This window comes from Methanosarcina baikalica (assembly GCF_031461075.1).
GTDB classification, from domain to species: domain Archaea; phylum Halobacteriota; class Methanosarcinia; order Methanosarcinales; family Methanosarcinaceae; genus Methanosarcina; species Methanosarcina baikalica.
The window spans coordinates 1-13099 of the sequence record NZ_JAVKPK010000086.1 but is presented as its reverse complement, the minus strand read 5'-3'; the positions used below and the strand labels follow the sequence as shown (position 1 = coordinate 13099).

Annotated in this window: 8 protein-coding genes, 3 tRNA genes and 2 pseudogenes; 7 read left to right on the top strand and 6 right to left on the bottom strand. The window is 41.0% G+C overall.

The genetic code is table 11. The annotated features are described in order from the left end of the window. Positions 1 to 248: 248 nt before the first annotated feature. The 6 genes and pseudogenes from RG963_RS14960 to RG963_RS14935 form a co-directional block, all read right to left on the bottom strand. Positions 249 to 1493, bottom strand: a complete 1245-nt coding sequence (locus RG963_RS14960) for a methanogenesis marker 16 metalloprotein (protein WP_310577082.1) — start codon at positions 1491 to 1493, stop codon at positions 249 to 251. Beyond that, positions 1490 to 2149 carry a (Fe-S)-binding protein gene (locus tag RG963_RS14955; RefSeq protein WP_310577081.1) on the bottom strand — a complete coding sequence of 220 codons (660 nt, stop codon included), beginning with the start codon at positions 2147 to 2149 and terminating at the stop codon, positions 1490 to 1492. The genes RG963_RS14960 and RG963_RS14955 overlap by 4 nt, the downstream gene beginning before the upstream one ends. After that, complete coding sequence (locus tag RG963_RS14950; protein ID WP_310577080.1) at positions 2149 to 2853, bottom strand: GTP-binding protein; 705 nt, start codon at positions 2851 to 2853, stop codon at positions 2149 to 2151. The genes RG963_RS14955 and RG963_RS14950 overlap by 1 nt, the downstream gene beginning before the upstream one ends. A gap of 7 nt (positions 2854 to 2860) precedes the next feature. Next, positions 2861 to 3694 (bottom strand): ATP-binding cassette domain-containing protein, encoded by an 834-nt coding sequence (locus tag RG963_RS14945; protein WP_310577079.1) that lies wholly within the window; start codon positions 3692 to 3694, stop codon positions 2861 to 2863. A 271-nt stretch (positions 3695 to 3965) separates the two neighbouring features. Next, positions 3966 to 4958 (bottom strand): radical SAM protein, encoded by a 993-nt coding sequence (locus tag RG963_RS14940; RefSeq protein ID WP_310577078.1) that lies wholly within the window; start codon positions 4956 to 4958, stop codon positions 3966 to 3968. A 301-nt stretch (positions 4959 to 5259) separates the two neighbouring features. Continuing rightward, positions 5260 to 5499 (bottom strand): annotated as a pseudogene (locus RG963_RS14935) (M48 family metalloprotease); the annotation flags it as partial. Positions 5500 to 5906: 407 nt separating this feature from the next. Between RG963_RS14935 and RG963_RS14930 the strand changes: the two are divergent. From RG963_RS14930 to RG963_RS14900, 7 genes and pseudogenes are all read left to right on the top strand, one after another. Continuing rightward, positions 5907 to 6469: pseudogene (locus RG963_RS14930) on the top strand (helix-turn-helix domain-containing protein); the annotation flags it as partial. 739 nt (positions 6470 to 7208) lie between these two features. After that, positions 7209 to 7682 carry a hypothetical protein gene (locus RG963_RS14925; RefSeq protein ID WP_310577077.1) on the top strand — a complete coding sequence of 158 codons (474 nt, stop codon included), beginning with the start codon at positions 7209 to 7211 and terminating at the stop codon, positions 7680 to 7682. A gap of 758 nt (positions 7683 to 8440) precedes the next feature. Then, positions 8441 to 8511 (top strand) — tRNA-Cys (locus RG963_RS14920). A 1217-nt stretch (positions 8512 to 9728) separates the two neighbouring features. After that, positions 9729 to 9800: transfer RNA gene (locus tag RG963_RS14915), tRNA-Cys, on the top strand. Between the two features lie 444 nt (positions 9801 to 10244). Continuing rightward, positions 10245 to 10315: transfer RNA gene (locus RG963_RS14910), tRNA-Cys, on the top strand. 12 nt (positions 10316 to 10327) lie between these two features. Beyond that, positions 10328 to 11716 (top strand): O-phospho-L-seryl-tRNA:Cys-tRNA synthase, encoded by a 1389-nt coding sequence (pscS, locus tag RG963_RS14905; RefSeq protein WP_310577076.1) that lies wholly within the window; start codon positions 10328 to 10330, stop codon positions 11714 to 11716. After that, positions 11703 to 12998, top strand: a complete 1296-nt coding sequence (locus RG963_RS14900; protein WP_310577075.1) for an O-acetylhomoserine aminocarboxypropyltransferase/cysteine synthase family protein — start codon at positions 11703 to 11705, stop codon at positions 12996 to 12998. The genes pscS and RG963_RS14900 overlap by 14 nt, the downstream gene beginning before the upstream one ends. The last annotated feature ends 101 nt before the right edge of the window (positions 12999 to 13099 follow it).

Sequence of the window (13099 nt, the reverse complement as noted above, 5' to 3'; positions counted from 1 at the left end):
ACTCAAGTTTTTCTTTTATCATGAAAATGCCAACTTTGTATCAGTAAATGACCCAAAAATCCAATATTATCAAAAATAAAATGATCTTCTAATGTTATGTGGACTGGTGTCGCGTAAATCCAGAAGTGTCCTATAATTATGAACTATTGTAATCTGTCTTCTACAACATTATATTTTTCTACAACATTATATGGTAGACGTGACACCAGTACTATGATTCCAAAGTAAGTTCACAAAAAAGGGTTTCGTTAGAGAGGTTCCATCATCTTCGTTGGTACGAACGTTTGCTTCAGAATCTGGTTCTTAAGCAGTGTGCAGAGTTTTTCTGCCCTTGCTCTGTCTGACTGCCGCAGTGATATAGGGACAGTTCCTTCAGCCAGTTCTATAGCTCCCAGTCTTGCACGGAATACTCCTTCAGAACACTGGATTGTACAGGTGCCGCAGTTGATACAGAGGTCTCTGTTGATATCGAAATTATTTGAAATTGCTTCAGTTGGGCAGGTGCGCATTGCAGCACAATCTGGATGATGCATGCACCTATCTTTTTCGACGCGGATAACTTTATCGGTGCCTTCCCAGATATGACCGTAGTTTACTTTTGTGTGTGCAGTGCGCCCGTTTACATCTGATACGGGTAGTGGAACGTTGTGATCCAGGATTTTTAATCCCGAGAGGATCTCTTCATCAAGGACAGGTATCGGAACTGCAAGGGAAGTTAGACACTCAGGCCCATGTGCAGTTTTCATCCCTCCCATCATAGTAGGATCCATATCCTTCATATCTGCAAAGGCGGAAACGTTCGGTTTATCAGGGCTGGACCTGGTTCCTTTTCCCATAATATAACCCGGAGCTCCATTCAAAAGAACCCTTGTACCCACGCCTATTGTCCTGTGAGAGGGGTCGTTCTGCAGAGGATTTATTTCACCGCACCCAGATACGGTTGTTTCCGTAAAAGGACCTGTTAGGCCTGTAACAGAGAAGATAGTGCTAATCGTTGAGGAGGTGGGGTTTATTAGTGCGTGGTAATTTTTAAATGCGAGCCTTGTGGTAATGATCCTGGCATATTCTATATCATCAAGCGTAACTCGATTTTCATAACGCCTGCCGTGTGCTTCCACAAGAACATCGATCTCTTTTCCTTTTACAAGATCCCTGAAAAGATGTCCTCCTCCATACCGATCATCTGCATGTGCCGTTCCGTTAATAACCAGGTCCACGACTCCGAGACGCTCATTGGGACAGGGACCTGGTTGAGCAGGCACACCGTTTAACCAGATAGAATCTGCCCTTTCAAAACTACATTTTCCTGCAACCGGTACCATCATAACTGCCATCGTGCCAGACATCACGCCAAATGTTCCGGTCGTGACTACATCCACATCGTCAACAGTCACATTTTGACCGTCCCGAACCATGGACTTGAGTTCGGCAGCAGTCAGGATTATCGCTTCTTTGCGTGCGATTTTCTCATTTATTTCTTCGATAGTTTTCATAGTATCCTTATATCCTCAAGCCGGACATGAAGTCCAGAAGGTTTTTGAAAACACATATTCACCAGAGCCGTATGTGCAAGCCCTATCATGCAGTTGCCAGGCAGGAAATACTGGCGGGTTCCGAAGACAGGAGGTTTCTTTATAGTACTGGCAATTCCTTCAAAAGCATGGACATGGTATGCCTGAATATCATGAACGTCTTCTTTTCTTGCAGCCATAGGACCCACGGTATGGCATTCAATTACACCTGTGACCGGGTTTGCACTGAGAACTCTCAAAGCGTGATAAACAGGACAGCCAGGACCTGCCGGACGGCCGGTTACGAGCTCTCCTTTTTTAATCCCCCACAATTCCACAAGGTCTGCCCTGAAAGGCACTATAAATTTGCGTGCTGAAGGCTCATCCGGAAATGGAAGAAGAACGAAATCATACTCTTTTCCAGTCACATCTATGCCTGAATAAGGGATATTTCTTGCCTGGATCGCAAGATTTTCCCGGCTCAAAATGCTTCCCTGGCTCACGATATTCTCTTTACTATAGAACGGACATAAATCTACCTCTGTTAAGCCGGTTTCAAGGCGGTCAACAAAGTCTGAACAGGTCTGAGAGCCGCAAGCCCCACAGTTTTTGCCAGGGGGATTCCATTTATTCACCATCAGTCACCTCTGTATAAGGGCTCTGGCATATCCAGTGGGCGGATAACTCCAAAGTGGTTTTTCCATCCAATCTCTTTTTTCCCGATACAGATTGTACATACGCCAAGCGGAGGAGCACCTCTGAGTACGATCGGTTCAGGCCCTATATCCGGTTGATCGGCAATCCGCCTCATGAGGTATCTTAACCCTGTTCCCTGAATTGCGTTTGTCTCTACGATGTCAATATTCGAGACCACTTTTCGGATACTTTCCCTGAAAACCTCTTTTTCTGCCTGTGATACGAGATCAGTCTTGGTAACAACTGCCACATCTGCAAGAGCAAGTAAAGGGGCCATTTTGAACGGGGAATTTGTTCCTGAGATCGCGCTGACAACTGCAATTCCAAGGGAGTAAGTCGTGTAAGGAGTACACCTTAGACAGAGGCCTGCACTTTCAATTATCAGAATATTTCTTGATATACTCTCGGCCCAGCGTAATGCGTCGTCAAGGACCAGAATTCCCATATGGTCAGGACACACATCTCCGGAATAAATCTTTTTGACAGGAATATCAAACTCTTCTGCAAGTTCCTGGTCTTCGGTTGCATGTACAACATCAATTTTCAGGAAGGCAGGAAGTGATCCTTCAGGGAGATTTTTTATAACCTGACGAATCACAGCAGTTTTTCCCCCACTTGGCGGACCCGCAATTATGAGAAGTTTCATTTATAGCTCACACCCTGTTCAATTGCAGGCCCTGTGCAGCTGCAGTCATCAAGACTTTTGACGAATCGGATGAAAAAGCAGCTCCCATTCTGATTTTCTCTCTTATTTGGTGAAGCCTGTCTTCAACTATGGCAAGATCTTCAATAAGATGCTGCTCCTGCCCCGTAGGTTCGATCACAGAGGAAACTCCCCCATGTTTCATCACTATGCGCCTGCTTGCTGTAAGAGCAAGATACGGGTCATGTGTTACAAGAATTACTGCCTTGTTGCCTCCCTGAAGAGACTGGATGACACGGTCTTTGAAGATACCTGCGTTTTCTATCTCATCAAGCAGGAGGATTGGGGTATCGCCGATTACAAGTGCATCTGCAATCATGAGCGCACGGGTCTGGCCTCCGGATAAACCGCTCATCCGGCTTTTGAGGCTGATCTCTTCTCCGGTAAATGTATTTGCAAGATTTATTGTCTCGTCAAGCAAGTCTTCCCTGCCGGGTCGCCTTGCTCTTATATGCATCAGCATAAATGCTTCGACTGAGAGGTCTGCAAGACAGCGGGTGTTCTGGGTTATCAGGGAAATTGGTTTGAAGGCTGGTTCCCGTACGAAGGATTCGGGAGGTTCCTCCCCATTGATAAGGATCCGTCTGCCTGTTACACTGTCTCCCTGTGCAAGGTTTTCAATATCATTAATTAAAGCTGATTTTCCCGAGCCTGTCGGGCCTACAATTGAGAGGGTATCCCCTGGCCTTATTTCTATGCTTTCAAATCCTTCCTGTTCTCCAAATCTGTTTTTTCCAGATTGAATGGTAAGAGTAAATTTTTGTGGAGTGAATTGTTGCATCATGTAGTCAACTGTTTAGATTTGGCTTTTATAAAACTTTCCGTATTATAGAAAATATTATCCCTTTAAGCCAAAATAAAATAATTAAATGTCCAAATTAGGTTAAAAATATATATAAAAAGGAAAGAATCGACTAATTCAGCGAACAGAAAGAATCAACTAATTCAAAACTTTGAATTTTTTTCTCAGTAACTACCTGAGGAATTACCATTACAACAGCACGGATAGAAAATGGCTGATGGCTTCAATGTTGAACTGAAATTAACCATACGATTCAAAGATCTATATGAGGTGCCAGGTCGCAGCCGGTGCAGAACAGGCACATTGTGCGCGATTCGTCTACACAGAGTGACTGACGGTCGAGCATATCTTTCAGCATACTACCCAGTTTTAGAAGCCTTTCAGCGTCTGGCCTATTGATCTTCACCTCTTTTCTAAGAGGATGGGGGGATATAGGTCTGAGAATTGGAATTATACAGCGGTCTGTAAGGTGCTTGATGCCTTTTCGGACTATTTCGTCACTTTCCCCAAGGCCAATTATAAAGTTTGAAGATACCCGGTTTCTGCCAAAAATATTCACTGCAGTGTCAAGAGCATCAAGAACTGTGTAAAGCGAGAGATCCGGACAAAAGCGACGGAAAAGTTTAGGATCCATAGTCTCAACATTGTATTTTACCTCGCATGCGCCTGCAGAATAAAGTTCTTCTGATGAACCTGTTGTGGGATAGACAGACACACCTATTGGGAGATCATACTCACGTGTAAGCTGTTTTATGATATCTACTGCCCTCTGGACTTCTTTCTTTGGCGAAACCGCTACACCGCTGGTAAGGGAAATTGCCTTCAGCTCACCTGTTGCATGAGCTTCCGCAACCATCTGGAGAACCTTTGCGCTGTCTTTTATCTCGCCTTGCATTTTAGGTACAGGGCAAAACTGGCAATCATATACACATTTTTCGGATAACGTGATGTATGCCTGTTCCGGACAATGGCAGAGCGGACGTTCAAGTACTCCTCTGGCAATCACATCATCACCTTTCATGACAACCACGTGTTCATCTTCCGGCACTGCACGCAAAGGAGAAAAATCATTAATTGTAAGTCTCACGCGCCTGTTTCCCGACCTGAGAAAAATTGACGACCCACCTGCTCCGGGGCCTGCTGTAGCCTTGCTCTTAAGCTGATTTGGAAGAAGGGATTTGTCTACCTGGACGCTCCCTATGCTTATCAGTTCTGCTTTGTTAGTTGCATTCAGTTCGATATCCATAATTATGCACTTCAGAGAAGCAAAATACTGCAGTATATTTGCTAGATATATCTGCTAATTACATTTATTGTGTACCAATTTTTAATGTTTACAATTGTGAACACTCAATATTAACAATCGTGAACTAATCAATATTAACAATTGTGAATTAAAAAGGTTATGATGAAATCCGATGTATAGACTAAATTGAATACTAAAAAACGAATGTTTTTATAAAGGAACTGAAAATACTCAAGATTCTTAAATTAGATTTATGTGTCTAATTAAAAACAAGCCACGCTTTTGTGGCTGGAATTTTAGTTTAATTTTTTGCAGATTTTACTGCGTTTTCACTAACGATCTCTTCAGCAAAAGTGTCAGCAAGGAGTTCAAGTTCATATTCTGAACGGTTTTTTGTAAAAGTCATAAGTGACAGCTGTCTTAATACAGGCGTCTTGTTGTTATGGCGAAGATGCCATACTTCATGAGCAAGTATAGCTTTTAACTCCATGTCGTCCATCAATTCAAGCATTCCCATCGATAAAAAAATGCTTTTTCCCGCAGCAAAGGCTCTAGTGTCCTGGCAACTTAATTATAGAGCATTAATATTTAAACAAGTCCTCATCTGTAGTCCCTTTCTTAATTATGATGACTCATAACTAAATTTCCTAGACACTAGGTATTTCAGAATCGTAATAATACACCTTTGCTTCTCCGGTCAGAGCGTTAACAAATGTCTGGGGCCAGTCCATTATATCCTTAATTGGTTGAGCTCTATATCTTTTCTTGATATAATGCAATTTTTATATACTTATGATAATTATATTAAGAGCTGATCCCAAAACTCGAAATTCAATCTCTGAATCTGTATTCGGAATAATAAATCAAGGTTTTGGATCATGAAAATTATTTTTGAAACTCTTAATAATTGAGAATGAAATTGGTTTTGGGATCAGCTCTAATTTAATTATGAGCCTGGATATGTTTACTACGCATGATATTGCTAAAGCAACCATTAATTCCTGTGACAAAAACAAGCAGATGAGACTTCAAGCTTATTATGGTTAAAAAACGGTTTGAGTCCAGCTAAAGTTGCAGAAGATTTTTCGGTCTACAGCTCAACGATTTGTCGCTGGATAAAGCATGCTGAAAAAGAAGGTTTACTCAGTCTTAAATCTAAACCTGGTAGAGGAGTAAAGGCTCTTTTAACAGCAGAACAACTTTCGGAGTTAAAGAAAGCACTTTCAGAGCCCATATCAACAAATGATGGCTATTATCGTGGTTGGCAAACAAAAGATGTAATTCAATTTGTCAAAGAGATGTTTAATATCTCTTTTCCGAATCAAGAATGAGACAAATTATTAAAGATTTAGAATTTAGTAAAATAACATGTAGACCTGGATCAAAAAGGCGCAACGAGGCACTTACAACCGAATTTGTGGCTGAAGTTCAAAAAAAGATTCCTAAGCCCTAATCGTCTATTCGTTACTCATAATGAGAGTAGTTTTTGTGCGGATTCAAACCGATCAAAACGTTACTAGATTAATCATTTGATTGAAACTGGTACCTTACTATAGTGTAACCCTGGAGAATAAAAGGTATTCAATCTTGAAAGCTTTATATAAAATAGCGACTTAATTCCAAAGCTTTTAAAATTTTTAATCCTTTTTTAGACGGATTGGGTCCCAAAATAACCCGAACCTGGCGTTTGACTCGCGTATAGATAAGAGTGCTGGCAAGGGTCATATTCGTTAGATTCCTGCTATTTAATAACTATAGCAGCCTCTGTTTTTCCAGTACCCTCAACCAAAACAACCGAAGCTTTTCTGTGCCTTTTGTGCATGTCTTCGACATTGACAAAATGGTCACGTTACTATGTTCTGACAGATTGTCAGTCTCAGGATCACTATTTTTCAGTAACTAATCTCCATGGCTTTATTTTCAGGCACATTTTGCCTTAAAAAAGGGATTTAAATATTAATGAGGAATATGGTGTTTTGTCAGTTCACAATTGTGAATCTGATAAATGCCAGGATGGCAGAAAGGCTATGCTATGGGCAGCAGATCTATTAATCCCGGTTCGATTCCGGGTCCTGGCTTAGAGGATTTCTATGGATATAAAGGTACAGAAAGCACTTTGAGATGCTTTTGTCCCTGAAAAACAGCCGGAAATCCTCGGAAAAACATTGAAACAAAATAGAAAAACTATCGAAAACAGGTAAAAATATGAGTTTAAAGAAGGTAAAATCACGAATTTAGCAAGGTTAAAGTATGAATGGAGAGATCGTTGACGGAACAAAGCATGCTGCCCTCGATCGTGATGAACATGCTGTTGAAACGGCATGGAAAGCTCTTGACGACGGACTTACGGTTGAAATCGTCTGGGAGGCTCTTAATCTAATTGAGTTGTATATAACTTTACGTATGATAGAGCATTTACTTCTTACAGTGGAGTATATACTTCTTGAAGTTAGAACTAATCCTCTTGAGCTGATTGAACAGGAATTTGTTCAAGGTATAAAAGTATTAGGTGGTTTCTTTGAAGAAGGAAAATCCCGGCTATATCAAATCTTCAATATGTATCACATTTCAGGAACAGGGATCAATGTGCATGGACATATAACAACGGATTCTAAAAAGGACACAGGGTTTTATGGGGATTTCATCGTGGGACCTGGTCGCACATCAACTTATCCTCCGGTTCCATATATAACCGGAGCCCTAACTTCCTCCTACTGTTGTTGATTGAGCTTATTTGTAAAGTTCTTAACCTCCTTTTCTTTTTTTTGTACTCCTTCTTCAGAGGGTCTCCAAGTAGCAGTAACACTCTTTCTTCAATTACATTCTTTAGATTCTCTTTTCAATTGTTTTCCGCACAATATGAAAAAACATGATCTGCCAGTATATAATCTCATCTGTAGCTTTTGTGAAGGCATGAATTACATCATAGAAAAGATGTATAAACAGTATTTACTGATTTGAACGAATCTCGATCAAACCGAAGAGACATTTGAGGCGTTTTTTGCCCTAAAAAGCAGATTTAAATATTAACAGTGAGTATGATTTATTGTCGGTTCACAATTGTGAACTCACTGTTGCCAGTGTGGCGAAAAGGCTACGCATTGGACTGTAAATCCATTCCATGCCGTTGGATTCCTGGCTCTGGCTTAAAAGTTTTCTCATGGATACAAAAAGAAAACTTTTTCAGGCATTATTTAGCCTAAAAGGAGGTTCAAATAAAAGTAAATGTTAAGAACAAATCACAGCTTCACAATTATGAAGTATGTGCAGCCAATAAAAATGTGACTCAACTTAGAGGTGGAAACTCAAGTCATAAAGAACAGACTTCATTCGTAAAACCCACAATATTACTCTTAAAACCCACTATCCGTAGAAGTACACAAAAATGAGATTATCAGGCAAGCAGGCAAATAATTTCTACATCTATGTACCTCTACGGAATATTGGGTGAAAAAAATTAACGCTCAAAACTATTAATGAATGCTGAGGTGGCGGAAAGGCTACGCAGTGGACTGCAGATCCATTTATCCCGGTTCGATTCCGGGTCTTAGCTTAGGGGTTTTCTGTGAATATAAGGGTAGAGAAAGCACTTTGAAGTACTTTAGCCCCTGAAAGCTCTTCGGGAACCTCCAAAAAACATCCGAAAATCCTCCGAAAAGTAGAACAAAAATAAAAAAACTTCCAGGTAAAGAGTATTTAGTTCCAGAATCCGGTGATGAATATTAAGTTAAAAAACAACTGAATTTTGAAATTTGTTACAAATCTCTGAACACCACTCATAGGTATAGGCTGATTTCTGTAGATCGAATATTAAATTTGCTTGATGAAATAATTCGTCCTGTAAATTTAATATTTCAATCAAAAAAATGCAAAAATCACTGGATTTAGGAACAAAGTCGTAAAGCAAATAAAAGTAGAATTTAAAACCGGTTAAATGTGAAAGTAGAGATCTTTGACAGAACGAAGTTTACTATATTCTTCTTAAAGTTAGAATCAATCGAGGCAATTTGCTTTAACAGTGTTCAAGATACGAAAGTAGTATGGGATCTTTGTGAAGAAGGAGAATCCCGGCTATATCAAATCTTCAATGTATATTACATTGTAGAAACATGGATCAATATTCATAGGCCTCTAGTAATCGATTGTAAATAGAATATATGGCTGTATGGTAACTTCAACATGGAACCTGATCTCGCAACAGCTTATCCTCGGGTTCCGTATGTAATAGAAGCTTTAACCTTCTCCTACTGTTGATAATTGAATTCATTTGTAAAGTTCTTGCCTCCTCTTTTTCGCTATGATCAAATCACTATCAACCCAGTAGCTTCAAGGAAGAGATGTCTCTTTGATGGTATCCTGAGTGACCTTACAATCTTGCTTCACGTTACATCAATACGGAGAATATATTATCTGTATTTGTTCATTTGAATCTTCTAGATCTCAAACCATAGAGATATTTGAATTGCCTTTTACCTTAATAAATATTTTTGAATATTAATAATGAGTATCATATATTGCCAGCTCATAATTGTAAATATATTATTGTCAGAGTGGCGGAAAGGCTACGCAATGAATCTACAGATCCATTTCAACCCGGTTCGATTCCGGGTTCTGGCTTAAAAGTTTTCTCACGGATACAAAAAGAAAACTTTTTACAGAAAAATTTTGGGCTCTATTTGACTAAAAAGGCATATTTTGCCTATAAAAGTAAGTTTAAATATTAATGATGAATATGGTGTGTTGCCGGTTCACAATTGTGAAGAGGTTATTGCCAGGGTGGCGGAAAGGCTACGCAATGGACTGCAGATCCATTTCAACCCGGTTCGATTCCGGGCTTTGGCTTAAAAGTTTTCTCACGGATACAAAAAGAAAACTTTTTACAGAAAAGTTTTGAGGCGCTGTTGGCCTAAAAGGAGGTTCAAATATAAGCGAATATTACCAAAGAGAATATTACTAGCAAATATTATTAGCAAATATTAATAGCAACTCGTAACTTCCCAATTGTGAAGTGTGTGTAGACAATCATCAACATGACTTAACTCGGAATACATGAAAACTCAGTCGTAGATAAACAGACAAAACATAATTCTCAGAACCTGCAACACTATTTGTACAACCCCTTTCCGCAGAAGTTCACAACTGCTACTTAACTTCTCAATATGGTAATAACGTAAAAATCAGCATCAATTTAAATGAGAACTGTTGGGCAGATCTGCAAACGGATTCTGCAATTGTGTACATTTGCGGAATATGGGACAAAAGTACAGTTCAAAACTATTAATGAATGCTGAGGTGGCGGAAAGGCTACGCAGTGGACTGCAGATCCATTTATCCCGGTTCGATTCCGGGTCTTAGCTTAGGGGTAATATATGGATATAAGAACACAAAAAACATTTGAGGCACTTTTTGCCCTTGAAGATATTAGGGAGACCCTTAGACAAACACTTCCAAATATCACAAATTCAGAAGAGGAACACTCCATTAAGGAAGGAGTAAACAGAGTCCGAAAAATTTTGGATGATATAGAGAAAGGTACCGGAATACCCGAAGTCAGGAAGATAGCCGGTACTATTGATATCAGGTCAAGAGAAGAGACGCATATCAATATACAGCCAATCCAGGCAGCCGGACGGCTTACACCGGAAGCACGAAAAGCCCTCATAGCATATGGCGACGGCTATTCTACCTGTGATGCCTGCCGCAAACCCTTCAGGCTGGACAAGATAACCAGTCCACCCATCGCTCCGTTTCATGAACAACTGGCTAGCTTTGTTAACATGGATGTTGCTCGCGTAGTGCCCGGTGCAAGGAGAGGTTTCCAGGCAGTGGCCTCCACTCTGGTCAATAAAGGTGATTCTGTAGTTGTTTCATCCCTGGCTCACTATACAGAGTTCCTGGCGGTGGAAGAAGCAGGAGGAATAGTAAGGGAAGTGCCCCTGGACGAGCATAAGCTCGTAACAGCAGATGCTACTGCTGAGAAGATTGAAGAAATTAAGCAGGAAACAGGCAAACTACCTGTACTGGTGATGATCGATCACTTTGATTACCAGTATGCCAATGAACATGATGTAAAAGGCATTGCAAAAGTTGCACACCAGTATGATATTCCTTTCCTGTACAATGGGGCATATACTGTTGGGGTCAGGCCAGTCGATGGAAAGGATATTGGTGCGGATTTTGTAGTCGGTTCAGGTCATAAAAGCATGGCATCTCCTGCTCCCTCCGGAGTGCTGGCAACAACCGAGGAATGGGCTCCCAGGGTATTCCGTACTACTCAGATGACGGGCGATCTCACCAAACGCAAGTTTGGCGTAAAAGAAGTCGAGATGCTCGGCTGCACATTGATGGGTTCGACACTGATAGGTATGATGGCTTCTTTCCCTGCTGTCAGGGAGAGAGTAAATAACTGGGAAGACGAGCTGAAAAAGTCGAACTATCTGATTAATGGTTTACTTGCTATAGACGGCAGCAGAGTTGTCTCTGAGTATCCACGCAAGCATACTCTCTCTAAAATAAACACAAGTGGTAACTTCGATATTATAGCACAGGAGCATAAGCGTAGAGGTTTCTTCCTTTCAGACGAACTCTCACGCAAGGGCATTGTCGGAGAATTTGCAGGAGCTACACGCGTATGGAAATTGAACACATACGGACTTTCATGGGAAAAAGTTCGCTATGTAGTTGATACTTTCCACGACATAGCTGACAAATACAAACTTCAGATAAACAAGGAGAATAATTCCAATGGCAACAAATAACTATAGATTAGGAACACTTGCCCTTCACGCTGGACAGAGTCCGGATCCGGCTACAGGGTCACGTACAGTACCGATATACCAGACAACCTCGTATGTTTTCCGGGACACGGATCATGCAGCCGATCTTTTCGGCCTCAAAGAGCTTGGCAACATTTACACCCGTATAATGAACCCTACTACTGATGTGTTCGAACAGCGCATAGCTGCCATTGAGGGTGGTAGCGGAGCCCTTGGAGTTGCATCCGGTTCAGCAGCAATAACTTACGCTCTGTTAGCTATTACCCGCATCGGAGACGAAATTGTATCCGGCAACAATCTCTACGGCGGAACCTATGAACTTTTTAATTACACTTTCCCCAAATTGGGAAGGAAAGTGGTATTTGTAGATTCAACTGATGTCGAAGCATATAGAAAAGCTGTCAATGAAAAAACCAGGGCTATTTATATTGAGTCATTAGGTAACCCGAAGCTGGATATTCCGGATTTTGAGGCAATTGCAGATATTGCTCATGAAGCCGGGATTCCGCTTGTCGTAGACAATACAAGTGCGGTAGGGCTTGTCCGACCTATTGAACATGGAGCTGATATCGTTGTGCATTCTGCAACAAAATTCATCGGCGGGCATGGGAATTCAATTGGCGGTTCGATAGTAGATTCAGGAAAGTTCTCATGGAACAACGGCAAGTTCCCGGAACTCACAGATCCTGATCCAGAGTATCACGGTCTGAAATACTGGGACACATTTTCAGCCTTTCCGGGGCTTGGGAATGTAGCATTCGTCTTCAAAGTAAGGCTGCAGCTTCTTCGGGATACAGGTGCAGCTATTTCACCTTTCAATTCGTTCCTGTTACTTCAGGGACTTGAGACCCTGCACCTGAGGATACAGCGACACTCCGAAAACGCACTCAAGGTAGCACAATATCTCTCAAACCATCCGAAGGTCTCATGGGTCAATTATCCCGGTTTACCGGATCATCCAAGCCACAAACTTGCATTCAAGTATCTCAAAGGTGGTTATGGTGCATTGATAGGTTTTGGTGTGAAAGGTGGTGTGGAAGCGGGTAAACAGTTTATTAACTCTCTTAAGCTATTTTCACACGTTGCGAACATAGGGGATTCCAAGAGTCTTGTTATCCATCCAGCAACTACAACACACCAGCAGTTAACCCCAGCCGAGCAGGAAGCGACAGGTGTTAAGCCGGATTACATACGCCTTTCCGTAGGTATTGAGGATATAGAAGATATAATCTCAGATCTGGAACAGGCTCTTGAGAAAGTGTAATCGGTATGACCCCAGACCGCATAACATAAGAAGACTATTTTATTTTTGATGAACCCTGTTTCATCAATTCTTTTTTAAAAAAATTATCTAGATAAAAAACC